The 24,116-nt window shown below is 69.9% G+C and carries 22 protein-coding genes, 1 tRNA gene and 1 pseudogene; 16 read left to right on the top strand and 8 right to left on the bottom strand.

The features are described from left to right. Positions 1–57: 57 nt before the first annotated feature. Positions 58–1,077: an undecaprenyl/decaprenyl-phosphate alpha-N-acetylglucosaminyl 1-phosphate transferase gene (locus tag ACFV20_RS25410; RefSeq protein WP_385659998.1), complete on the bottom strand. Its 1,020-nt coding sequence runs from the start codon at positions 1,075–1,077 to the stop codon at positions 58–60. Positions 1,078–1,328: 251 nt separating this feature from the next. Between ACFV20_RS25410 and ACFV20_RS25405 the strand changes: the two genes are divergently transcribed. Continuing rightward, positions 1,329–3,653 (top strand): (Fe-S)-binding protein, encoded by a 2,325-nt coding sequence (locus ACFV20_RS25405; protein WP_385659996.1) that lies wholly within the window; start codon positions 1,329–1,331, stop codon positions 3,651–3,653. Between the two features lie 238 nt (positions 3,654–3,891). Here the strand turns inward: ACFV20_RS25405 and ACFV20_RS25400 are convergent, their stop codons facing one another. Continuing rightward, on the bottom strand, positions 3,892–4,200 hold the full coding sequence (locus ACFV20_RS25400) for a hypothetical protein (RefSeq protein WP_385660112.1): 309 nt from the start codon (positions 4,198–4,200) through the stop codon (positions 3,892–3,894). 438 nt (positions 4,201–4,638) lie between these two features. On the opposite strand from ACFV20_RS25400, the gene ACFV20_RS25395 reads away from it, so the two are divergent. The 13 genes from ACFV20_RS25395 (at position 4,639) to ACFV20_RS25335 (ending at position 17,943) form a co-directional block, all read left to right on the top strand. After that, positions 4,639–5,181, top strand: a complete 543-nt coding sequence (locus tag ACFV20_RS25395; protein ID WP_385659995.1) for a GntR family transcriptional regulator — start codon at positions 4,639–4,641, stop codon at positions 5,179–5,181. After that, positions 5,178–5,957: a GntR family transcriptional regulator gene (locus ACFV20_RS25390; RefSeq protein ID WP_385659993.1), complete on the top strand. Its 780-nt coding sequence runs from the start codon at positions 5,178–5,180 to the stop codon at positions 5,955–5,957. Before ACFV20_RS25395 ends, ACFV20_RS25390 begins: the two co-directional genes overlap by 4 nt. Before the next feature lie 90 nt (positions 5,958–6,047). Continuing rightward, complete coding sequence (locus ACFV20_RS25385) at positions 6,048–6,215, top strand: hypothetical protein (protein WP_385659991.1); 168 nt, start codon at positions 6,048–6,050, stop codon at positions 6,213–6,215. 81 nt (positions 6,216–6,296) lie between these two features. After that, a complete protein-coding gene (locus tag ACFV20_RS25380) occupies positions 6,297–7,094 on the top strand; it encodes a DUF1963 domain-containing protein (protein WP_385659989.1) in 798 nt (265 codons plus the stop codon). A 495-nt stretch (positions 7,095–7,589) separates the two neighbouring features. Further along, positions 7,590–8,855, top strand: a complete 1,266-nt coding sequence (locus ACFV20_RS25375) for a nucleotide sugar dehydrogenase (RefSeq protein ID WP_385659988.1) — start codon at positions 7,590–7,592, stop codon at positions 8,853–8,855. 28 nt (positions 8,856–8,883) lie between these two features. Continuing rightward, a complete protein-coding gene (locus tag ACFV20_RS25370; RefSeq protein ID WP_361297021.1) occupies positions 8,884–9,057 on the top strand; it encodes a hypothetical protein in 174 nt (57 codons plus the stop codon). Between the two features lie 41 nt (positions 9,058–9,098). Next, on the top strand, positions 9,099–10,388 hold the full coding sequence (locus tag ACFV20_RS25365) for a glycosyltransferase (protein WP_385659986.1): 1,290 nt from the start codon (positions 9,099–9,101) through the stop codon (positions 10,386–10,388). A gap of 242 nt (positions 10,389–10,630) precedes the next feature. Then, positions 10,631–11,194 (top strand): hypothetical protein, encoded by a 564-nt coding sequence (locus ACFV20_RS25360; protein WP_385659984.1) that lies wholly within the window; start codon positions 10,631–10,633, stop codon positions 11,192–11,194. A gap of 20 nt (positions 11,195–11,214) precedes the next feature. Then, positions 11,215–11,595: a hypothetical protein gene (locus ACFV20_RS25355; RefSeq protein WP_385659982.1), complete on the top strand. Its 381-nt coding sequence runs from the start codon at positions 11,215–11,217 to the stop codon at positions 11,593–11,595. Positions 11,596–11,966: 371 nt separating this feature from the next. Next, the gene (locus ACFV20_RS25350) at positions 11,967–13,496 is read left to right on the top strand and encodes a VCBS repeat-containing protein (RefSeq protein WP_385659980.1); all 1,530 of its coding nucleotides are present in this window, start codon (positions 11,967–11,969) and stop codon (positions 13,494–13,496) included. Between the two features lie 315 nt (positions 13,497–13,811). Continuing rightward, positions 13,812–15,224 carry an FG-GAP-like repeat-containing protein gene (locus ACFV20_RS25345; protein WP_385659978.1) on the top strand — a complete coding sequence of 471 codons (1,413 nt, stop codon included), beginning with the start codon at positions 13,812–13,814 and terminating at the stop codon, positions 15,222–15,224. Between the two features lie 35 nt (positions 15,225–15,259). Then, entirely contained in the window at positions 15,260–16,684 is a 1,425-nt protein-coding gene (locus tag ACFV20_RS25340; protein WP_385659976.1) for an FG-GAP-like repeat-containing protein, read from the top strand. A gap of 248 nt (positions 16,685–16,932) precedes the next feature. Next, entirely contained in the window at positions 16,933–17,943 is a 1,011-nt protein-coding gene (locus tag ACFV20_RS25335) for a Yip1 family protein (RefSeq protein ID WP_385659974.1), read from the top strand. 177 nt (positions 17,944–18,120) lie between these two features. Here the strand turns inward: ACFV20_RS25335 and ACFV20_RS25330 are convergent, their stop codons facing one another. Then, positions 18,121–18,426 carry a putative quinol monooxygenase gene (locus ACFV20_RS25330; RefSeq protein ID WP_385659973.1) on the bottom strand — a complete coding sequence of 102 codons (306 nt, stop codon included), beginning with the start codon at positions 18,424–18,426 and terminating at the stop codon, positions 18,121–18,123. A 241-nt stretch (positions 18,427–18,667) separates the two neighbouring features. Here ACFV20_RS25330 and ACFV20_RS25325 point away from each other — a divergent pair. Beyond that, positions 18,668–18,966: pseudogene (locus ACFV20_RS25325) on the top strand (hypothetical protein); the annotation flags it as partial. Positions 18,967–19,061: 95 nt separating this feature from the next. Here ACFV20_RS25325 and ACFV20_RS25320 read toward each other — a convergent pair. Both ACFV20_RS25320 and dcd read right to left on the bottom strand, forming a co-directional pair. Continuing rightward, positions 19,062–19,571, bottom strand: coding sequence for a phosphoribosyltransferase (locus ACFV20_RS25320; RefSeq protein WP_385659971.1), 510 nt, complete (start codon positions 19,569–19,571; stop codon positions 19,062–19,064). A gap of 11 nt (positions 19,572–19,582) precedes the next feature. Continuing rightward, positions 19,583–20,158, bottom strand: a complete 576-nt coding sequence (gene dcd, locus ACFV20_RS25315; protein WP_385659969.1) for a dCTP deaminase — start codon at positions 20,156–20,158, stop codon at positions 19,583–19,585. Between the two features lie 548 nt (positions 20,159–20,706). On the opposite strand from dcd, the gene ACFV20_RS25310 reads away from it, so the two are divergent. Continuing rightward, positions 20,707–20,780, top strand: a tRNA-Gly gene (locus ACFV20_RS25310). Positions 20,781–21,645: 865 nt separating this feature from the next. Here the strand turns inward: ACFV20_RS25310 and tgmC are convergent. Genes tgmC through tgmA form a run of 3 tightly spaced genes read right to left on the bottom strand, consistent with a single transcriptional unit; the run spans position 21,646 to position 24,028 of the window. Next, complete coding sequence (gene tgmC / locus ACFV20_RS25305; protein WP_385659968.1) at positions 21,646–22,770, bottom strand: ATP-grasp peptide maturase system methyltransferase; 1,125 nt, start codon at positions 22,768–22,770, stop codon at positions 21,646–21,648. Next, on the bottom strand, positions 22,770–23,720 hold the full coding sequence (gene tgmB / locus ACFV20_RS25300; protein ID WP_385659967.1) for an ATP-grasp ribosomal peptide maturase: 951 nt from the start codon (positions 23,718–23,720) through the stop codon (positions 22,770–22,772). Before tgmB ends, tgmC begins: the two co-directional genes overlap by 1 nt. After that, positions 23,717–24,028: a putative ATP-grasp-modified RiPP gene (gene tgmA, locus ACFV20_RS25295; protein ID WP_385659965.1), complete on the bottom strand. Its 312-nt coding sequence runs from the start codon at positions 24,026–24,028 to the stop codon at positions 23,717–23,719. Before tgmA ends, tgmB begins: the two co-directional genes overlap by 4 nt. Positions 24,029–24,116: the final 88 nt, after the last annotated feature.

Below are 24,116 nucleotides of genomic sequence, written 5' to 3'. Positions count from 1 at the left end.
AAGTGTGCACGACGGCTCCCCACCGGTCAACAGACCTGAGCCGGGCAGGCTCAACTCTTATCCGCTCCTTACACGCAACGGCGCGCTGACCTGCGTGGATACGCTGCGTCGGGGGCCGTATGCAGGAACACGGAAGAGGGAGAGCACGACCACGAGGGCCCCTCCCGCCACCCACCACAGGGCACCGGCCCCGATCCGGCCGGCATGCGCGAGTACCCCGACGAGCACCCCCGACAACGCCCCGGCCCCCAGCAGCAGAGACGCCCCGGGCGCGGTCACCCCGAGCCGCCGCAGCCGGTGCGCGAGATGGTCGGGCCCGCCGCGCCCGAGCCCCCGCCCGGCCGACTTGCGCGTCACGAGCACCAGGACGGCGTCGGCGGCCACCACGGCGGTCAGCCCGAACAGGACCCCGGCGCTCGCCACGACCCCGGACCCGGCCCGGGCGTACACGGCCCCCACGGCGATCACGAACCCGGCGGCCATCGACCCGCAGCCGCCCAGCGCCACGCGCGCGGGATGCCAGTTGTGCAGGAGGAGGCCGGTCAGCGCGGCGGCCAGCACGCTCACCAGCCCCGCGACCGCGTCCATCACCTCGACGGCCGCGCAGGCCGCCACCCCGAAGGCGGTGACGACCCCGACCGTGCCCACCAGCCCGTCGGCGTGATCGAGCCCCCGGAACCCGGCCACCACCGCCACGACCCACCCGACGGCCAGCAGTCCGGTCCCGATCCCCGTCTCCGCGAACGGCACGACACACGCGGCCGCCACACCCGTACCGGCGGCCAGCACCCTCCGCCGCAACCGCCAGACGTCACCGGCGAGCCCGAGCAGGGCGACGGCGCCCGCGGCGACGAGCACCCCGTGCGTCCCGTCGCCGGGCGGCGCGGACCCCAGCCACTCACCGGCCACGACGACCAGGCCGGTGACGAGCACGACGGCCACACCCCCGGACAGCGGTACGTCCCGCTGCCGCCGCCGCTCGACCAGTCGCAGCCGTAGCGCGGGGGTCCGCAGGATGGCGGCGAGCAGGGCGGTCAGAAGGAGAGCGGTCGCGGCGGCGGTGATCCCGTAGAGCACGAATATAAGGTAGGCGGGACTATGACATTTCGGTATGAATAACACGGGTGGATCGCACGGGGCGCGGCCGGATCCGGTCCCCTCCTGAGGCAACCCTCAGCGATTCAGATCACTGCCCACCCGGCTACAGTGCGGCGGAAGATAGGGGTAGTCTCAGACGGACTGCATAAGTTACCGCTTAGTAATTTCGGGTAGACCTGCACAACGACAGGTCACCCCGACGAAACCCCTCGCAGGCCCGAGGAGCCCCCATGCAACTCGCCGCGATCATCGTGTCGCTGGTACTGACCGTGATCGGCGTCGCGCTGCTCGCACGCGCGATCGGCCAGTTCGTCCGGTACTTCAAGCTGGGCCAGCCGGTCCCGGCCGGAACCCGGACGGACAACCCCTACCAGCGCAGCGTGACCCTGGTGAAGGAGTTCCTCGGCCATACGCGCATGAACCGGTGGGGCATCGTCGGTGTCGCCCACTGGTTCGTCGCCGTCGGCTTCCTGACGCTGCCGCCGACCCTCGCCCAGGCCTTCGGCCAGCTGTTCCAGGCCGACTGGGTGCTGCCGGTCATCGGTGAGTTCCTGCCGTTCGAGATGTACATCGAGTTCATCGGTGTGATGACGGTCCTGGGCATCGCGGTGCTCATCGCGATCCGCCTGCTGAACCTGCCGAGCCGCCCGGGCCGCAAGTCCCGCTTCGCCGGCTCCAAGGCGGGCCAGGCGTACTTCGTCGAGTACGTCATCCTCACCATCGGCCTGGCGATCTACGTGCTGCGGGGCCTGGAGGGCGCGCTCCACCACGTCGACCACTACGAGGCGTCGTACTTCGCGTCGTACCCGCTGGTGCTCGCGTTCAAGGGCCTGAGCGTCTCCGCGCTGCAGAACCTCGTCTACTTCGTCGCCATGATCAAGATCGGCACCTCGTTCGTCTGGATGATCGTGGTGTCGCTCAACACCAACATGGGTGTCGCCTGGCACCGTTTCCTCGCCTTCCCGAACATCTGGTTCAAGCGCGAGGCGAACGGCGGCACCGCACTGGGCGCGCTCCAGCCGATGACGTCGGGCGGCAAGCCGATCGACTTCACCGACCCGGGCGACGACGACGTCTTCGGCGTCTCCCAGGTCGAGCAGTACTCCTGGAAGGGCCTGCTGGACTTCTCCACCTGCACCGAGTGCGGCCGCTGCCAGTCGCAGTGCCCCGCCTGGAACACGGGCAAGCCCCTCTCCCCCAAGCTGCTGATCATGTCGCTGCGGGACCACGCGCACGCCAAGGCGCCGTACCTGCTGGCCGGCGGCGGCAAGACCATGGAGGGCGAGGAGAAGGCGTCCGAGGAGCAGCTCGCCTCGGTGCCCGCGGCGGCGCTGGCCGAGGCCGAGCGGCCGCTGGTCGGCACGCTGGAGGAGAACGGCGTCATCGACCCGGACGTCCTGTGGTCCTGCACCACCTGCGGCGCCTGCGTCGAGCAGTGCCCGGTCGACATCGAGCACGTCGACCACATCGTCGACATGCGCCGCTACCAGGTGATGATCGAGTCGTCGTTCCCGTCCGAGGCGGGCACGATGCTCAAGAACCTGGAGAAGAAGGGCAACCCCTGGGGCCTGGCGAAGAAGCAGCGCCTGGAGTGGCTCAAGGAGGTCGACTTCGAGGTCCCGGTCGTCGGCAAGGACATCGAGGACCTGTCCGAGGTCGAGTACCTCTACTGGGTCGGCTGCGCCGGCGCCCTGGAGGACCGCGCCAAGAAGACCACCAAGGCCTTCGCGGAGCTGCTGCACATCGCGGGCGTCAAGTTCGCGATCATGGGCGGCGACGAGAAGTGCACCGGTGACTCCGCCCGGCGTCTGGGCAACGAGCCCCTGTTCCAGGAGCTCGGCATGGAGAACGTCATGGCGCTGAACATGGCGTTCGGCGAGGAGATGGACGAGGAGGGCAAGGTCGTCGCCGAGTCGGCGAAGCCCAAGTCCGCCAAGAAGATCGTCGCGACCTGCCCGCACTGCCTCAACACGATCGGCAACGAGTACCCGCAGCTCGGCGGCGACTACGAGGTCATCCACCACACGCAGCTGCTCCAGCACCTCGTGGACGAGGGCAAGCTGATCCCGGTCACGCCGGTCGAGGGCATCATCACGTACCACGACCCGTGCTACCTGGGCCGCCACAACAAGATCTACACGCCGCCGCGCGAGATCATCGCCGCCGTCCCCGGTGTCCGCAACGAGGAGATGCACCGCCACAAGGAGCGCGGCTTCTGCTGCGGTGCCGGTGGTGCGCGGATGTGGATGGAGGAGCGGATCGGCAAGCGCATCAACAACGAGCGCGTCGACGAGGCCCTCTCCCTCAACCCCGACATCGTCTCGACGGCCTGCCCCTTCTGCCTCGTCATGCTGACCGACTCGGTCAACGGCAAGAAGAACGACGGCAAGGCGAAGGAGTCCATCCAGGTGGTGGACGTGGCCCAGCTGCTCCTGGACTCGGTGAAGACGCCGGTCCCGGCGGAGAGCGCCGACGAGGACTCGGACGACGACGGCGAGCCGCCGGCCGGTACGGCGGACTCCGCGAGCGCGCCGGAGCCGGAGCCGGTGAAGTAGGCGGCCTCAACTGTTCTTTCCTGCGCCCCCTGTCCGAGTCATCGGGCGGGGGGCGTCGGCGTTCTACGACTGCTGCCATAGGGGTGGCACGGGCAGCCGCAGCGCGGCTGGAGCAGGATGCCAAGGGCGAAGGGGAGGGGCAGGTCGCGGGTCTGACGGCAGTGGGTGTGGAGGTCCTGGTAGCCAGGGCGGGCGGCGAGCGTGCACTCGGGGGACGAAGACGTCTGATCGGCGGGCCTCATGGTGAAAACCAGTCCGAGGGCCCGACACCAGGTGCCTGATCCCGGCTCTCGGCGATACGGAGGATGTCCCGCAAGGCCTCGGTGAGACGCTCGGCGAGGAAGCGGAGTTGCGCCTCGGTGGCGTCGGGGAGCAGGTCGTCGGCGTGGGCGAGGAGTTGAGCTCCCATGTCGAGCTTGGTCGCTTCGGCGATGTCGGCCAGGCGGGACACACGTCCGCCGCCGTCGTCCGTGATCAGGAAGCAGGCCTTGGCCTCGGGACCGCTCCAGGGCAGGAGTCGGAGGGTACGACGCGGGTCGGTGTGCATCAAGCTGCCTCGGTACCGGCGGCCGGATACAGGCCTGCGCCCGGCAGCCATGCCGATGTGGTGTCGCCCTGTTGGCACCACTGTTGCTGTTCGTGGGCGACGAGGTAAGGGCGCACGGCGACGGTGGAGGTGCCGTCGATGACGATGTCCGCGCAGTACGGGCTGCGGTGGGCGGGGAGAGGGTCGAATCGCGGAGAGGAAGCACCGGTTGCGGGGAGGGGATCACATAAGGCGGGGCGGTGCGCAGGGCGGAGCCGGCATGAAAGGCCCACCCAGGCTACGAGACGGCGCAGGAGCTCGGTCATGGCGCGCCCATTATCGCTATTCGCTAAAGGCGGCAAGATTGAACAGCTGAGTTCATCCTGAACCTCTGGTCACCAAGTCGCTTACCGTGTAAAGCGGCAAGGTCGAGGGGAGCGTCACTTGTGGGAGGACATCGTGAGCGCGAGCAGATGGATCAGTACGTCGATGCCGTATCTGACGCCCCGTGAGCAGGGTCAGAGCGACGCCTGGACCGCGGGCGCGGCCGCCCGGGGCAGGCGTGGCTCCCAGCGCATCGTCCATGCCGGAGAGGTGCCCGCTCCGGCCGAAGTCGCGCAGCTGCTCGGGCTCCAGGATGGAGAACCGGTCGTCGTACGACGCCGCCTGATCCTCCTCGACGACGAGCCGAACGAACTGACCGACACCTACTACCCCGCCCCCATGGCCCGAGGTACCCCTCTTGCCGGAACGGCGAAGATCCGGGGCGGAGCCGTCACCCTGCTCGCCGAGTTGGGGCATGTCGGCGCCCTCGTCAGGGAGGACGTGACCGCCGGTCTGCCGGATGAAGACGAGCAAGAGGCCCTGCGGCTCACCGAGACGGACCCCGTCCTGCGCCTGACCAGGCTCACCCTGAGTCACGACGACCGGCCGATTCAGGTGGACCGTATGGTGATGCCCGCCCGGCGCCAGCAGTTGCGCTACGAGATCAGAATCGGATGACCGTGCCCAAGGCAGAACCGGAAGCCCACGACCGCCGCTCACTGCACGAACGGATCGCGGCCGACCTGCGCGACGACATCATGACCGGCGCACTTCCGCCGAGTGCGAACCTTCCCTCCACCGCGCAGCTCAGGGCCCGTTTCGACGCCTCGAACGCCACGATCCAGAAGGCGCTGCAACTCCTCAAGGACGAGCGCCTGGTGGTGGGGCGTGCAGGTGCAGCGGTGACCGTACGCGAGCACCGGCAGCGGACGATACGTCCTGACACGTCTCTCACACCGGCAGCGGACGACGAGCCCTACCCCTGGCTGGCCGAGGCCGCCAAGCACGGCAGGGACGCCCGCATCACGCTCCTCGACGTGACGGAGACGAGAGCGCCCACGGACATCAGCGCCGCTCTCGGTCTCAGAGACGACGACACGGCCGTACTGCGCAGCCAGTTGCTGCTGATCGACGATGAGCCGGCAGAACTCGTGCGGTCCTACTACCCCTTGGTCGTCGCCCGGAGTACGCCATTGATGGAGCGGCGCCGCATCAAGGGCGGCACCGCGACCCTGCTCCGACAACTGGGCTACACGCCCCACCACTGTGTGGACCGGGTCTCGGCCCGCGTACCCACACAGGAACAGTTCGAGGCCCTGCGTCTTCCCGGCAGCCTGCCGGTCCTGTGCACGCTCCGGGTCGTCTACGCCGCCGACGGCCGCCCGATCGAAGCGACCTCCATGGTGAAGGCCGGACATCTCTACGAGCTGCAGTACGAGTTCGCGCCGGAGTAAGGAAAAGAGGCGTCCGCCTCCCCCGCTGTCGGTGGCAAGCGTCAACGTGCCGCTGCCATCCGTCCATGTCCGAGCACTTTGAGAAGCACGATGCCCGAAGACAGCCCCGAGCTGCTCGCGAGAGACCTGCGGACGCTGATACCGGAGTACGCGGGCCTGGCCCGGACCACCACCCTCCTCGATCCGGAGCCCGGCGACCCCGATGTGCGGGAGAGCTCCCTGGGAGGGGAGGGGGCAGGGGCGAGGCGGCCGACGTGAGACGGAGGGCGTGCGGGGGGCCGGTTGAAGGGTCGAGGGGGCGGGGTGACGGGCCGGTCGGGTCGTTGGCAGGATCCTTCCATGCAGTTCGACGATCACGGCAGCCTCCACGACGTCTGCATCCGGCGGCTCGGCGAGAGGGCCGGCCGGCAGTTCGCCGCCTTGGCGCGTCGCGGTTTTCGGCTGGTCCACGTGACGGGCGGGGCCGGGGTGACAGGCCGGTGCCGGCTCGGCGGTGCCGCACTCCTCGAACCGGGCACCCCCTGGCCCGAACTGAGCGGTGTCCCGCTGTCCCTGCACGCCGTTCTGGACACGGACGCCCTGGCACCCTGGCTGGGTCCCGAACTGCCCGTGCGGCCCGGTCTGCTGAACTTCTTCTACCTGGATCCGGACCTGCCGTACGAGGAGTACCGCACGCTGGACGTGTACCACCCCGGGGCGTGGCGCGTCGTTCCCGCCGACCCGGAGCGGGCCGTCCCGGTGACCGCGCCCGGCCCCGCGCGGAGTTACCCGGCGACGCCCGTCCACGCGGTCGAGGTGGCCATGCTCCCGGACTGCTGGGACGTCGAGGACCGCGATCTGGACTACGACCGGGACGAGCACTGGGGAGCGCCGTCCCTGTTCCTCACCGAGTGGGCGGACCTCGACGGCAACACCGCCGGCAGCCACTGCGCCTTCGGCTGGCCCGACACCGCCCACACCCTGCCGGTGACGTCCCGGGACGCCGACGGCCCGGCGGTCCACCTGCTCCAGCTGGCCGAGGACCCCGGACTCGGGTGGGGCTGGGGCGACGCCGGAGCGCTGTACTTCACGATCCCGGTGGGGGCGCTCGCAGCCGGCGACTTCGGCAAGGCAGTGGCTCAGGTCCTCTGCGGCTGAGACCGGCAGCGGGCACTCGACCGCCTGCCACCTGGGCTGACCGCGGATAACCGGCGAGAGCGCGGAGCAGTGGTACGCAACGGCGATACGGGGCGCACTTCGGGGGCGCGCGAAATTCGCGGATGCATGCGCCGAGCGGAGTGCGCACAGCTCGGGCTCATCGTGAATTGTGAAGATCGCGGCTCCTTGCTGTTGCAACCCGCTCGCAGGTGAGGGAACGTCACACCCCAACCGGAGCTGCGAGTTAGCCACTTCACACGTCTCGAATCAGTAAACGGGGTTCCGCTCAGCGAATAATTGTTGAACTATGAAGGTCCACAAATGAGGGGGGTTTGTGAAGATCACCGGTTGTGCTTTGCACACGGTCGGGCAAGGGGGCCCGGCAGACCGGTGACGCGGCGGTGGTGCCGTTCCCACGCCGCTTCTCACGCAGTACCACGCCACGGCTGCCTGCTTCAGGAACAGACAGCCGTACTTCAGGGGTGAGGAATCCACATGCACATATGTGTGCTGGGGCAGGGTTATGTCGGCCTGCCGCTGGCCGTGCGGGCCGCCGAGGCCGGGCACACCGTGACCGGCTACGAGCCCGACCGGGCGCGTTGCGCGGCACTGGCCGCCGGATCGTCGTACGTCGAGGACATCGGCGACGAGCGGCTCCGGGCGGTGCTCGGCACGGACGCCTACTACGCGACCTCCGACCCGCAGGACCTCAAGGGGTTCGACGTCGCCGTCATCACCGTCCCCACGCCGCTCACGGACCGTGCGCCGGACCTGAGTTGCGTACGGGAGGCCGGCCGCGCGCTCGCCGAGTGGATCGAGCCGGGCGCGACCGTCGTACTCGAGTCGACGACCCACCCCGGCACCACGCGCGACGTCCTCGTCCCGCTGCTGGAGGAGGGCTCCGGCCTGGTCGCCGGACGGGACTTCCACGTCGGGTTCAGCCCTGAGCGCATCGACCCCGGCAACCCCGACTGGCGGCTGGAGAACACGCCGAAGATCGTCGCCGGGCTCACCGAGGGCTGTCTGCGGCGGGTGAAGGACTTCTACGACACCGTCACCGACGTCACCGTGCCGGCCTCCGGCCTGGAAGAGGCCGAGCTGGCCAAGGTGTTCGAGAACACGTACCGGCACGTCAACATCGCGCTGGTCAACGAGCTGTCGCGGATGGCGCACACGCTCGGCGTCGACGTCTGGCACACGCTGGAACTGGCCGCGACGAAGCCTTTCGGGTTCACCAGGTTCCTGCCCGGGCCCGGGGTCGGCGGACACTGCCTGCCCATCGACCCGGTCTACCTCAGCCACCACGTGAAGGCCCGACACGGGCAGACCTTCCGGCTCATCGAGCTGGCCCAGGACATCAACGAGAGCCAGCCGGACTACGTGGTCCGCCGGCTCCAGGACGCCCTGAGCCGCCGCTTCCGGCGAAGCGTCCACGGCGCACGGATCCTCGCGCTGGGGGCGGCCTACAAGCCGGGCACCTCGGACGCCCGCCAGTCCCCCGCCGTCGAAGTCACCGACCGGCTGCGGCAGATGGGGGCGGACGTCACCGTCGTCGATCCGTATCTGCCCGAGGGCGGCAGCCGGGCCATCCCCTTCGCCGCGGCGGGCGCGGGGACGGGTGCGTGCGTCGCCGACTTCGACGCGGTCGTCCTGCTCACCCCGCACACCGAGTTCGACCTCACCCGGCTCGCCGCCGAGGCCGCCTTCGTCCTGGACACCCGCGGCGTCATGACCGCCGCACCCCACATCGAACGGCTCTGACGAGCCCCGCAAAGGAAAGAGGCACAACATGTACGGACAGAACGGTGTGGGCGCCGCGATCGGGACCGCCACGGGCGGAGCCGCGCTGGCCGCGACCGGCGGAACCGCGCTCGGGTGGATCGTGCTGGCGGCCATGCTCCTGGTGATCGGCGGTGTCGCCGCGTTCCGCATGGCGACCCGCGGCAAGCGAGTGACCGCTTGAGCGCGTACCGGAACCGGACGCCGCGGGTGAGGCTCACCGCGGTGACCGCCGTGGTGGTGGCGGCTCTGGCCGCCGCCACCGTGGTGGTGCACATCCAGTCCAAGAGCCCGGTCCTGACGTTCTACTGGTGGCTGGGCATGGCGGTGATCGTGCTGTGCCTGGTGTCGTTCCTGAAGGGCCGGTCCTTCACCCACCTCCCCGTCGCGCCGGGCCGGACGGTGGCGATCATTCCGGCGTTCGAGGAGCCCACGGAGAACCTGCACCGCACGGTGCGCTCGCTGCTGGCGCAGACCCACCCGATCGACGAGATCCACGTCATCGACGACGGCTCGCGTCAGCACCCCGTCGAACCCTTCGACCACCCCCGGGTCTTCTGGCACCGGCAGGAGAACAAGGGCAAGCGCGGCGCGCAGGTCACCGTGCTGCGGCATCTCCAGGAGCAGGGCAGGCGATTCGACTTCGTCCTCACCATCGACTCCGACGGCGAGCCCTTCCCGGACGCCCTGGAGCAGCAGCTGCGGGCCATGAGCAATCCGCGGATCCAGGCCACCACCGGCATGATCTACATCCGCAACTTCGAGGAGACCTGGGTCTCCCGGGCGGCGGACATCGACATCGGCACCTCGTGCGTGATGATGCGCTCCTCGCGCTCCATGCTCGGTGCCCTGGAGACCACCTCGGGGGCGCTGGCCCTCTACCGTGCCGAGTTGCTCTACGACCACCTCGACGCCTACGAGGTGGAGTGCGGCACGGGCGACGACCGCTGGCTGGCGCTCCGGGCTCTGATGCGCGGCGAGGTCGTGGCGGTCAACGAGGCCGGGGTCGTCACCGACATGCCGACGACCCTGAGGAAGACCTACCGCCAGCGGCTGCGGTGGGCCCGCTCCTGGTGGTGGATGCTGCCGTTCGTGTACGCGCGGCTGTCGCTCAAGCAGCTCATCTCGCCGACGTTCGGGCTGCTCCAGCTGGTCATCACCCCCGTGATGCTGGCCTGGATCGTCGTCATGACGCTCCTGACGCTGGGCGGGCGATACCACAACCCGGGCCTCGGCCTGGTGTATCTCGCCGTGTACCTGGTGGTGCGGTTCGGCCAGTCCGGGCTCTACGTGCTGATGCGCCCGGACATGACCGCCCGCCAGCGCTGGCACTCCTGGCTCATCGGCACCCCGGCGGCCGTGTTCATGAACATCGTGCTGCTGTGCCCCACCCGCTACTGGGCCCTGTTCAAGCTGCGGGACAACGCGTGGCAGTCGCGCGGGCTGACGGCGAAGACGGTGCTGCCCAGGGCCGGCTCGGCGGAGAAGGGCGAGCCGGCAGGTCTTGCCCTGTAGCAGCGCTGGTTTAGTTTTGAAGGTTCCATCGGTGCTGCGCCTGGGATCAGATGGTTATCAAGGCGTGACATCCCGACAATTACCGGACATAGAGGCCGGAATCGTGGCTTCCGTCACAGCCTGCCCGATCTTGATCTGCTTCTGTTGATCTCGACCACACCAAGTCGCATGCCCACACCTCCCGCCTCACGAGGGCGGGAGGTTGCGCGTGCGCGCAGCTTCACAGAGACATACGGGGACAGATGTTCACCAGAACGACCGACCGGACCCTCTTCACGCGCGGCACCGCCATGCTCGTGTCCGCCCTCACCGCGGGCGCGATCTTCACCGCGAGCACCGGTGCGCACGCGGCCGACGCCACCCCGCGCACCACCGCTCCGGTCTCCGCCGGAATCACCGCTCCGGCCGCCGCCGTCACCGCCGACGAGGCCGGTGACGACGCCCAGTGGGAGGCCCTGCTGACCTCCATGCTGTCCATACCCGAGGACGTGCTGGAGAAGGGGGACGCGGCCACCGCCGCCTACCTGAAGGAGCAGGAGCAGAAGAGCAAGCCGCCCCGCGGGCAGCGTTTCGGCTGGCCCAGCTTCGGCTGCATGGGCGCCGTCGCGGTCGCCATCGGCACCAACCTCCTGCCCGCCGCGAAGATGGTGAAGATCGTCAAGGTGGCGAAGCGCGTCGGGGTCAAGCGGATCGTCAGCGCGATCAAGGCCATCCGCAAGGGCAAGGGACACACACTCGCCAATGACCTCCAGTGGGTCGGCGCCCAGCTCCTGGGCCTCGAAGGCGTCAAGGCAGCCTGCCACTAGCAACGATCGGAGGCATCGACATGCTGGCAGCCAACATCGTTCTCGCCTGCGAGACCCTGCTGGTCGTCACGGGCATCATCTGGATGCTCGCCGTCGTCCGCACCGGGGCGCGGGTCGCCGGGGCCGAGCGTCCGCGCCTCGGCCTCATCCAGCCCACCGGAGAGCTGATCACCGCCGCGGCGCTGAGCCTCGGTGCGGGGTGGGCCGTCACCCGCCACGAGGTGCCCAACCTGCTCGTGCTCGCCATCCTCGGGATCGCCCTCCCCGCCATGGCCGGCATGGCCCTGGCACTGATCATCCGCCAGGAGGAGTCACCGCTGCGCAGTGCCCGCGGCTGGCCGGTCCTGCTCGTGCCCGTCGTCGGAGGCGCGACCGCCGGTCTGGCACCTCACCTGTTCTGACCGGCAGGTGTTCGGCCGACCGACGGCATGAGTGACGGCATGTCCGACCACGTGTCCGACCACATGTCCAATGACATGCGCAATGACATGCGCAATGACATGTGCAATGACATGTCCGACGGCGTGACCGGCGGGTGGGGCGGCGTCCGGCCCGCCCGGGACCCCGGAGCCTCCGGGCGCCCCCGCACCCCCGGCGCCCCTGCCCCCGGAAATTAACCGAACTCACGTACAACCCTTACGCCCCTCCAAGGGTCTCTTGATCGCCGACCGGCCGTGAACGCCCGGGCAACGCCCGGCGAACACGGCCGGTACGGCCCTCCATCGACTGTGGATGTCCGCCAGGCATCCCCCGCATGCAGCAGGAGACCCGCATGCAGCAGCACGAGCGCCCCGCCGGGCGCCGTCCCGCGTCCGCCCGCCCGTTCCGGCGCTCCCGCGCGCGGCTCGCCCTGGCGACCGCCGCCGCGGCCGCGCTGACCGGCACGCTGCTCTCGGCCGCGACCGGCCCGGCGACGGCCGCCGACGGCACGCACACCCCGCGGGCCGACTTCAACAACGACGGCTTCGGCGACGTCGCGTTCTCCGCCTCCGGCGCGTACGTGAGCGGCAAGAAGGACGCCGGGCAGCTCGTCGTCCTCTACGGCACTACGACCGGAGTGTCCTCCGCGAAGCGGTCCGCGATCAGCCAGAACACCACCGGCACCCCCGGCACCGCCGAGACCGGCGACGTGTTCGGCGCCGACAGCGCCTACGCCGACTTCAACGGCGACGGCTACGACGACCTCGCCGTCTCCTCCCCGATGGAGGACGTCGGCAGCGACAAGGACGGCGGCTCCGTCACGCTCCTGTGGGGCTCCCCCCAGGGCATCACCGGCAAGGGCGTCTCGATCGCCGACGCGGCCCCCACCAAGCACGACCGCTGGGGCCGGAATCTCGCCGCCGGTGACTTCGACGGTGACGGCAAGGCCGACCTGGCCGTCGGCAACACCTCCAACACCGTCTACGTGCTCAAGGGCGGCATCAGCGCCTCCGGCACGGCGGTGAAGGGGCGCTACGGCGTCAAGGCCCCGGTCCAGGCGTCGGGCGACGGCTCCGGCCCGCTCAACATCACCGCGGGCGACGTCAACGGCGACCACCGCACGGACCTGGTCGTCGACGGCTTCGAAACCGCCACCGGCCAGTACTGGAACACCAACTACCTGCTGCCGGGCACGAGTTCCGGGCTGTCCGCCGCCGGGGCCCAGCCGCTGAAGGCCGGTGTCATCACCGGGATCGGCGACATCAACGGCGACGGGTTCGGCGACATCGTCACCGGCATGCACTGGAACAAGACCGATGACGGAGTGACCTTCCCCGGAGCCTCCGACGGCGGCAAGGTGTGGATCACCTACGGCACCGCGGACGGCGTCGGCTCCACCACCGGCATCACCCAGAACACCGGCAATGTGCCTGGGAGTTCGGAGAAGAACGACTACTTCGGCTACGAGCTGGAACTCGGCGACGTCAACGGCGACGACTACCAGGACCTCGTGGTCGGGGTGGCGGGCGAGGACATCGGCTCGGTCGCCGACGCCGGCCAGCTCGTCGTGCTGTACGGCTCGGCCTCCGGCCTCAACACCTCGACCGGCATGCAGTCGTTCGCGCAGAGCACCGCGGGCGTGCCCGGCTCGGACGAGAAGGGCGACTTCCTCGGGACCGACGTGAAGCTCGACGACGTCACCGGCGACGGCAAGGCCGACGTGGTGGCCGGCTCGTACGAGAACGGCGGCAACGGCGCGGTCCTCTACCTGCCGTCCAACGGCACGAAGATCACCGCCACGGGTTCCCGCACCGTCTCCCCCAGCGACTCGGGCGTCTCGACGACGGGCTACCCGAACTTCGGCGCGAACTTCGGCGACTGAGCCGTCCCGATCCGACGGGCTCGTCTCACACCGGCCGAGCCGGATCCACCCACGTCGCCGGAGCCCCCTGGGGCGGAGCCAACCCGCCCCGAACAGCCACCCGTCGGGCGGCGGAGCCACCCACACCACCCAGCCACCGCCCGACGGAACACCTCGCCCCCGCCGGGCTACGTGCCGACGGAACACCGCACCGCCGCCGGGCTACGTGCCGACGGAACACCGCACCGCCGCCGGGCCACCCGCCGCCGGAGCACCCCGCACCCCCTCCGGGGCCCGGTCTCCCAGGCCCGGCCCCTTCCCACCCGGAGTCACACCTTGCGCAAGCGCACCCTCCTGCTGGCCGCCACCCTCACCACCGGCCTGCTCACCACCGCCCTGGCCTCGCCCGCCACCGCCGCCCCCTCCGGTCTCGCCGGGGACTTCAACGGCGACGGCTACCGGGACATCGCGACCGGCGCCCCGTGCACCACCGTCGGCTCGGCCTCCTGCGCCGGTGCCGTCGTCGTGCTCTACGGCTCGGCGTCCGGTGTGTCGGCCACCCGCAAGGCCGTCATCACCCAGAACTCCACGGGGGTGCCCGGCACCGCCGAGTCCGCCGACCTGTTCGGCGCCTCTCTGGCCGCGGGCGACCTGGACCGGGACGGCTACTCCGACCTCGTCGTCGGCGCCCCCAACGAAAGCATCGGCGACCGGGACGCCGTCGGCTCCGGCACGGTCCTGTGGGGCGGCAAGTCGGGCCTGGCCGGCGGCAAGGGCCTGCCGCAGCCCAGCACCCTCGCCGAGTACGGCGGCTTCTCCCAGGGCATCGCCACCGGCGACTTCGACGGCGACGGCGACCTCGACGTGACGCTCACCGGCCAGAGCCACACCCGCATCTACAACGGCCCCTTCACCCGCACCGGCGGCCCGCTGAACAACCTCCGCGTCGGCGAACTCGGCACCACCTTCCAGGTGATGGCGGGCGACCTCACCGGCGACGGCACGGCCGAGCGCGTCTACCCGTTCACCGTCGACGGCGACTCCGGCGGCCAGATCCTCTACTTCCGCTGGAACGGCATGTCGCACAAGATGGCCGAGCTGCCGAACGCCGACGGCACCCAGGGCGCGATCGGCGACATCAACCACGACGGCTACGGCGACCTCGTCCTCGGCGACTCCACGGACCCGTACGAGCTCAAGCCCGGCGGCCACAAGGGCGGCCAGATCACCGTCTGGTACGGCGGTCCGGACGGTCCCGACCCGGCGCAGCAGCCGACCGTCGTCCACCAGGACACGGAGGGCGTGCCCGGCGCGGGCGAGACGGACGACGGTTTCGGCCTGTCCGTGAGCACCGGCGACATCAACGGCGACGGATACGCCGACGTGGCGGTCGCCGCCCCGGGCGAGGACATCGGCGCGACGAAGAACGCCGGCTCGGTGACCGTGCTGTTCGGCTCCGCGTCGGGGCTGAAGACCAGCGGCGCGAAGTCGTATACGCAGGACACCGCCGGTGTGCCCGGCTCCGCCGAGTCCTGGGACCAGTTCGGGACCGCGGTCGACCTGACCGACGTGACGAAGGACGGCAAGGCGGACCTGTCCGTCGGCGTCGACGGCGAGAACTCCACGGGCGGCCTGTGGTTCCTGCGCGGCTCGGCCTCCGGCCTGACCACCAGCGGCGCGCAGGGCATCACCACCGCCGCCATCGCCCTCAAGTCCGGCCTCTACTTCGGCTCGGCCATCGCTCAGTGACGTCCCGTCGACCCTTCCGTGAGGCACGAACCCCCATGCGCACCCGTATCGCGACCACCGTCCTCGCCGCGGCCCTGACCCCGCTCGCCCTCACCCTCTCCGCCCCGGCCGCGCACGCCGTACCGGCCGCCGCCCCGTACGACTTCAACGGCGACGGCCGCACCGACCTCGCGATCGGCGCGCCCGGCGCCACGGTCGCCGGGCAGGCGCGGGCCGGCGCCGTGTCGGTGGTCTACGGCAGCACGAGCGGCCCGAAGACCTCCACCCGGACCCTCCTGACGCAGAACACGGCCGGGATGCCGGGCACCGCCGAAGCCGACGACGCCTTCGGTTCCGCCCTCGCCTCCGCCGACCTGAACACCGACGGCTACGCCGATCTGCTGGTCGGCACGCCCGGCGAGGACGGCAGCGACAACAACGACGGCACGGTCACCATCGTGTGGGGCTCGCCGTCCGGCCTGTCCGGCGCCCGTACGCTGTTCAGCTTCTTCAGCACCGACTACGACCGCTACGGCCGGACGCTGGCCGCGGGCGACTTCGACGGCGACGGGAACGTGGACGTCGCGGTCGGCTCCACCGGCCCGGTCACCCTCTCCCTCGTGAAGGGCCCGATCGACAAGACCGGCGCTCACAACGGCGGTTCGGGCTCGAGCAACGACTGGTGGTCGTCCTCGAACGGCGTCACCCACCTCTCCTCCGGCGACGTCGCCGGCGACGGCCGCCCCCGCGTCGTCCTGCACGGCCGTACCGCGCACGACAACGCCGCCGCCACCTCCCTCGCCGACATGAAGATCAGCAACTACGGCGACTGGCTGCAGAAGCTGCCCGCCGGGTTCGTCTCCGCCGTCGGCGACATCGACCGCGACGGCCACGCCGACATCGTCGTGGGCAACGACCGGGAGGCCTCCGCCGACCCCGGGGGCGCCCTCGGCGGTAAGGTCACCGTCGTCTACGGCGGACCCGCCGGCGCTGACAGCGCCCGCGCCCCGCTCGTCCTCACCCAGGACACCGCCGGGGTGCCCGGCGCCGCCGAGAAGGGCGACCGCTTCGGCAGCGGCGTCTCGCTCGGGGACGTCAACGGCGACGGGTACGCCGACCTGGCCGTCGGCACCGCGGGCGAGAACGGCTCCGCCGGTGCGGTCACCGTCCTGTACGGCTCGGCGTCCGGGCTGACCACCAAGGGCGCCACGTCGTACACCCAGAACACCGCCGGTGTGCCGGGTGCCTCCGAGGCGGGCGACCGGTTCGGCGAGCGCGTCACCCTCACCGACCACACCGGCGACCACCGCGCCGACCTGTCCGTCTCCGCGCCGGGCGAGAACGCCGGCGACGGGGCCGTCTGGTCCCTGCGCGGCACGGCGACCGGCCCGACCACCTCCGGCTCGACGAGCTTCGGCCCGAGCACGACCGGCATCTCGACGGCCGGCACCCCGGGCTACGGCACCGCGCTCACCTCCTGACCACCACCACGTCCCACCCGACGCCCCCGGCGTCCTCGGCCCCGGGCACCTCGGCAGCCCTCACCCAGACCGCTTCCGGCGGCCGCGGGGCCGGCGACACCCTCGGTTACGCGCGGCGCGAGCCCCCCGCCGGAGCCGGGCGGCGGCTTCGCCGACCGGCCGACGGGAGAGCGACGGGCCCCGGCGGGTAGCCCGTACGGCCCAACCCTGACCCCCCACCGGCACCCAAAGCCCCTTCCCCTTAAGGGATGTCACAGCTCGGCCGCAAAGCCGGGCCCGGAAGCCCGGGCCCGGCACGCCACCGCCGGGGACCAGGTACGTTCGAAGACGTGGCTGGATTCAGGATCGGACGCGGCCGGAACAACGGCGCTCCTCAAACGCGACCGCACAACCCTCCGTACGGGCAGCAGACGCCGCAGGGACCGTCGTACGGCTCCCCGCCGGCGCCGCAGCCGTACCCTCAGCAGCAGCCGTACGGCAACGGCGGCGGTCCCTCGTGGCCGCAGCCGAACGCCGGGCACGGCGGCGGCTACGGCGGGCAGGGCGAGCCGGAGTACTTCGGTGACGGCGCGTACCCGCCCGGCCCGCAGGGTCCGGCCGACCCGTACGCGGCGAACAACCCGGGCCACACCCAGGCCTTCTCGGTCGGTGAGGACCCCTACACGCAGGGCGACACCTACCGCGCCGGCTCCGCGGCCCCCGCACCCGGCCCGATCGGCCCGCGCCTGCACTGGAAGGCCCTGCTCCGGGGGGTCGTCCTCGCCCCGAACCAGACGTTCCTCCAGATGCGGGACTACTCGATGTGGGGCCCGGCCCTCATCGTCACGTTCCTCTACGGCCTGCTGGCGGTCTTCGGCTTCGACGGCGCCCGCGAGGATGCGATCAACGCCACACTGTCCAACGCGGTGCCGATCGTCCTGACGACGGCCGTGGCGATGGTGCTCAGCGCGTTCGTCCTGGGCGTGGTCACCCACACCCTGGCCCGCCAGCTCGGCGGCGACGGCGCCTGGCAGCCCACGGTCGGCCTGTCGATGCTGATCATGTCCCTCACGGACGCGCCCCGCCTGGTCTTCGCGATGTTCGCGGGCGGCGACGCGACGTTCGTCCAGCTGCTGGGCTGGGCCACCTGGGTCGCGGGCGGCGCCCTGCTGACCCTGATGGTCAGCCGCTCCCACGACTTGCCCTGGCCGAAGGCGCTGGGCGCGTCGGCGATCCAGCTGATCGCCCTGCTGTCGATCGTGAAGCTGGGCACGGTCTGATCTTCCGCGGGTACGAGAGAGGGGCTCCCGAAGGGGAGCCCCTCTCTCGTCTTCTGTCTGTCCCTGCTGGTCAGGCGTCCAGCACCTGGCCGTCCCGTCCGCCCCATGTCCGCAGGCAGTGGTGACCGGATCAGGTCACCGCCACCGATTCGATCAAGGGCCCGCTCCGCCTGCTCTTCAGGGGAGCTTGTGGGCGAGGACGTCGAGGCGCTCGACGGAAGGTGGTTGGGCGAACAGCTCGCCGGCTCGTTCCATCAGGGCGCTGCCCAGGCGGCCGGTGAGATGGGCCTGGCGTGCATCGTCGTCGGGAAAGGCGTCGAAGATGGCGAAGGTGGACGGGCTCAGGCGCACAGCGAACCAGGCGACGGTGCCGGGCTCCTCCTGAACGAGGTCAAGGCCCTTGCGGAGAAAGGCGGCGACCTCTTCCTCCTTGCCGGGCAGGGCCTCGACCCGTACGTGCAGCGCGACGTTGACGTCGGCCATGAGGGGACTCCTTCTCTGACGCTCGGCCGCCCGGGAACGGCAGGCACCGAAGTGAACGGTTGACGTCGGACGGTTCGCCTCTATGACCGCATCGACACCTCATCCTCCACCGTTTTGTCCCGGTTCGCAGTCTTGGGCGCGTCTATGTGGGTTCCGAAGCATGCTCGGCCTCCGCCGAGGGTGAGGGATGCCGACGAAGGCTCTCGTACACGACGGGCGGCTGTGCGAGGTGCGGGTCGGCCCCCGCGGCGAGGCCGTCCACGACAAGGAGCGGGGACTGGAAACGGGGACTGCAAGCGGGGACTGCAAGCGGGGACTGACGTGGCGTCCCCGGCACGGCGCTTCTCGTGGAGCCGCGCGCCCGCGATACGGGCGAGAACATCCGCTTCTCGCGTGAGATGCCAGCGGTTGATGATCTACCCGGAGCAGGGATTCGTGATCAGCCGGCCACTCCCTGTCGACGTGCTCGAAGCGTACGAGCGCCTCCGCCGAGCGGGAATCACGAGCCGACTCCTGACCACCGGCACACCCTCGGCCTGAGCCTGACCGGATGAGGCCACGGGCTGACGGATCCGAAACCCGAAGACCAAGAATCCCCGGTCACCACAGACCGGGGATCTTTGTGGAGCAGCAGGTCAGAGCGCTTCCCTGTTCTCCTTCGGCGCCTCGCCCGACTTGTGCACGGGAGGCAGGACACTCCACGGGAAGTTGATCCAGTCGTCGGTGCGCTTCCACACGTACTCGCACTTCACGAGCGACTGGGACTTCTCGTAGACGACGGCGCTGCGCACCTCGGCGACGGTGTCGAGGCAGAAGTCGCGCACCAGCTTGAGCGTCTTGCCGGTGTCGGCGACGTCGTCGGTGATCAGCACCTTCTTCTGCGAGAAGTCGATCACGTTGGGGACCGGCGCGAGCATGACGGGCATCTCGAGGGTCGTCCCCACGCCGGTGTAGAACTCCACGTTCACCAGGTGGATGTTCTTGCAGTCGAGGGCGTAGGCGAGCCCGCCGGCCACGAAGACGCCGCCGCGGGCGATGCTGAGGACTATGTCGGGCTCGTAGCCGTCGTCGGCGATGGTCTGCGCGAGCTCGCGCACGGCGACGCCGAACTTCTCGTAGGTCAGGTTCTCCCGCACTGCGCTCATGCTGTCGTCGCTCACACCTGGGTCCGGTGGAAGTTGAGGAAGGAGCGGGAGGCGGTCGGGCCGCGCTGCCCCTGGTACCGGGATCCGTACCGCTCACTGCCGTAGGGGAAGTCGGCGGGCGAGCTGAGCCTGAACATGCACAGCTGCCCGATCTTCATGCCCGGCCAGAGCTTGATGGGCAGGGTGGCGAGGTTGGACAGCTCCAGGGTCACGTGCCCGCTGAAGCCGGGGTCGATGAACCCGGCGGTGGAGTGCGTCACCAGCCCCAGGCGCCCCAGCGAGCTCTTGCCCTCCAGCCGGGAGGCGAGATCGTCGGGCAGGGTGATGACCTCGTAGGTGCTGGCGAGGACGAACTCCCCGGGGTGCAGGATGAACGGCTCGTCGCCCTCCGGTTCCACGAGCCGGGTCAGGTCGGCCTGCTCGATGGCGGGGTCGATGTGGGGGTACCGGTGATTCTCGAACACCCGGAAGAAGCGGTCGAGGCGCACATCGATGCTCGACGGCTGCACCATCGATTCGTCGTACGGGTCGATCCGCACCCGCCCTGCATCGATCTCGGCCCGGATGTCTTTGTCTGAGAGAAGCACGCCCCGAGGATACGCAAGGCGCGCGGAGCGACCACAACCGGACGTCTCCGCGCGCCTTGTGCCTGTTGCTGTCCTGCTGGGTCCGTCACGGCCGCCGCGAGGCGGCCGGTGCTGCCGCTACCGCTTCTGATAGCTGACGGGCACCACGCTCCGGAGCCGCGCACAGCGCGGGCACCGAAGCAGCCGCCCGGGGCCGAGCCGCTCGGCCTGCTGCATCGGGAACGAAGCGGTGCTGAACACGTGCCCATCGGCACAACGGACGACGGTGCGCTCCATCAAGTCCAAGAGTCCCTTCCCCAAGAGCCGCGTCTGGCTGCTGCTTGCCTGACGACAAAAGCCACAGTACGGGATCAAAGGGACGGCCCTCCAGGCGGCACTCCGGTCCCGCCCGAGCCCTCTCAAGCCACTCCACCGTACGCCCCAACTGCGTTCCCCCGCAGCCGCATCCCACGCCTGAAACGTCCTCAGGCCTCGCGGCGCGAACGCCGGAGGCCTGGCATGAGGTAGAGTGAGCGAGCATTCGACACCGACCCCGGTCGGCGTCTTACGCGGGTGTAGTTTAATGGTAGAACATCAGCTTCCCAAGCTGAGAGCGCGAGTTCGATTCTCGTCACCCGCTCCATGATGAAGGCCCAGGTCAGAGACCTGGGCCTTGTTGTTGTCTGCACTGATCAGTCCGCGTATGCCAGAAGCGCGCCAGATCCGCACCAGCTTCCCACCACAAGGGCCGCGCACCTGCGTCCACAGCTTGTGGACGCAGGTGCGACACAGACACGCTCACACGTCACCGCGTTCTCAGCACTCGCAAGATCAGATCTCAGACTCCCCACACACCCGCATAACCACCGGGCCCGGCGACCGGCGGGAGCGGTCACTTCGCGGCACACCAAGGTAGGTGCCGTCACTCAGGTACTCGGCGGCAGATTCCCGCCGTGATCGTGCGGTGCCGGGCGGGACGAGGGCGTAGTAGCGGCGGAATCCCGGGTCACGGATGACCGGGCCACCACCGAGGCAGCGGCCCAATCGATCGCTCACCGTGTACGGGCCAGCAGCGGCGACTGCCCGTGCACGATCGGCTCAGGCAGACGAACCGCCTCGAAGAACCTCCCCAACGGAATCACGGCTGGGCTCGCGGCCCTGTTCCCTGCCGAGCGGTGGCTGGCGTCCGCCCACGCAAGTTCATGACGCCTTCTGGCGTAGGCGAATCGTCCGCTGGGCCGTCTCCGGGCCGCCGGGGGTCAGAGGCCGTTGACATCCATGGCTGACATCAACGACGCCGGACGGAGACGTACATCAGCGCTCCTGTCCGGCCATTGGTCCAGTCGGCGGCATCAGTCGTAACGGGCTCCGATCGAACTCCTAAAGCGGGTGTCGCAGGTTCGATTCCTGCCGGCGCACCAGCGCAAAGGTCCCGGACCATGATCGTTCCGGGACCTTTGACATGAGCTTCTGACATCAACGCCGGCGGTCGAGTTCCCTCTCTTCGGCTACCAGCGAACCGTCTGGCCCTCCGGGGTAACGGTGACGGTGAACTCCTCAAGCTCCGGTGCACCGGCGGCGTACCAGCGGCCGAGCTGTTCTTCCACGCGGTCCCAGAGCCCCTCCGGCCCGCCCTGCCGGACGAGTCGGCGGCCCCCGTCTTCGTACACCGCGGCCCACGAACCGGATCCGACATCGAGCAGGACGTCCTCGGTGCGCCCGTCCCGCTGCATCGTCAGTCGTTGAGCGCCCGGCACGGCGAGCTGCGTGACGAAGCGTGCGCTCCAGTTGTTCAGCACGTCGGCCCCGGTGACGGTCTCGCGTTCCTGGCCGTCGTCGAGGTCGGGGAGCATGCCTAGCGAGGGCGGCAGCTGCGGCCGGGCGAGCATGAAGGAGATCTGCCCCCCGAGCAGTCTGCCGTGGGCCACCCCGTCGTCGCCGACAGTGAGCCGGGCCAGCTCCGAGGCGTACAGCCACCCACACAGAGTCGCCAGGATGACCCCGCCCGGTGCGGTCTGCTCGATCCAGGCGTGCGGCACCTCCAGCACCCCGCAGGTGGCGACCAGTCGGTCGTACGGGGCCCCGTCCTTGTGCCCGGCAAGGCCGTCACCGACAACCAACTCGGGGAAGTAGCCGCAGGAACCCAGGGCAGCACTCGCCCTGCTGGCCACCTCCGCATCCACCTCCACTGAGGTCACCAGCTCGTCTCCGAGTCGGTGGCACAGCAGCCCGGTCGAGTAACCAGTGCCGGTGCCGATCTCAAGCACCCGGTTGCCGTCGTCGACCTGGAGCTCCTCCAGCATCCGCACGACCAGGCTCGGCATGGTGCTGGACGACGTGGGGGTGCGCAGGATCTCACCGCGGATGTCGCCCGGCATGACGGTCCCGGCGATCTGAGTGACCAGAGACTCATCCGCATAGCAGCGCTCCAGCCAGCCGGCGGTGTCGGGCAGGACTGGCCGCCAGGCGGTCGGTGCGGAGCCTTCGACCTGGTCGAAGAAACCGCCGCGCAGGAACTCATGGCGGGGCACGGTTTCGACAGCCGCGCGCCACGGCGGGGTGCGCAGGAAGCCTCCACCGGCGAGTCGACCGGCCAGCGCACGGCGATGGGCTGCGGAGTCCACCAGGGGCATCAGCGCATCTTCCTTTCCAGCAGGTCGGCCATGGCTTCGAGCATCGGCAAGCCGGTCTCCGGTTCCAGCCAGTACCACTGCCCGGACGGGTTGCACTCCAGGAACCACCATTGCCCCTCGCGGTCGATGGCGAAGTCGAAAGCGCCGAAGACGAGGCCGAAGCGGGCCAGGTATGCGTGCAGGGCGTCGACGATGCCGGGCGGCGGGCTGGTCACGGAGTAGCGCAGACTGCTGTAGTCGGTGCGCCAGTCCAGCAGGTCCGAGTCGATACGGACAGGGAAGACCCGGTCACCGATGACGGTCACGCGTACGTCCGCGGTCTTCTCGATCCGCTGCTGGAACAGGTGCGCCGTGCCGGAGACGGCCTCATCGATGTCATCGGCCGCCACCTCGGCGACCTCTACGGTGCAGGAAACCCCGTCGATGCGGTACAGCGGCGCCGACAGAGGCTTGTAGATCACAGGTGCGTGCTGCTTGATGAACCGGCGCGCGGCACCCGGGTCCGAGGTGATGAGCGTGGCCGGGAGATGGAACCCCGCAGCCGCAGCGGCGGCCAGGCCGGACGGTTTGAATTCGGCATCCCCGATGCGGTGAGGGTGGTTGACGTACAGGCAGCCGGGTAGCGACGCGAGGACTCCCCCCAGGCCGTAGCGGGCCTGAGTGACCGCGAACCGGGCGTCCTGCTCGTCCAGGTGCGGGAAGGTGAAGCCGGAAGGCCGGCGGTAGTACAGGGACCGGACCTGTGTCAGGTCGCCGGTCCGTGACGGCGTGGACAGCGTTCCTCCCACGCCCTTCGATGTGATCGTGGCCGTGACCGACAGGGCGTGAGGGAAGTCCCCCGAGTCGAACCGCACGACCGGGACACCCCGGTCGTGCAGCTCACTGATCACCACGTCGGCCGTGGGGTCGTCCAGATTGGTGACGACCAGCACCGGACCGGGATCGCTCACTGGTCGGTGTCGTTCCCGGTGTCCTGGTCACCACCGCCGCTGCCACCGCCGCCGGAGCCGTCTGACGGGTTACCGGTGTTGGTCGTCGGGTTCGTGCCACTGCTGGTGCCGTGCTTCCCCATCTCCAACACATGGTCGTCGGCGTCGAAGTAGCGAGCCGTCTGGGTGGTTGGGTCGAGCTCGACGCGGGCGTAGCCCGACGCCATCGCCGGATACGGAGCCATGCGCCGCACCCCCCAAGGGGACGGCGTGGCCCTGCCGGACGGCAGAGGCGTCCCGGTCGGGAGCCGATCGGAGTGAGCAAACAAGAGTTCTTCCTCTCTTCTTCGGTTGCTTGACGAGCCCGCCCCGGCGCTCGACCTGTCCAGGGTTGGGGGCCGAGGCGGGAGTCTCCCT

Origin of the sequence: Streptomyces sp. NPDC059696, assembly GCF_042733745.1 — a bacterium.
Taxonomy (GTDB): Bacteria; Actinomycetota; Actinomycetes; order Streptomycetales; family Streptomycetaceae; genus Streptomyces.
This window is presented reverse-complemented; position numbering and strand designations above follow the sequence as displayed.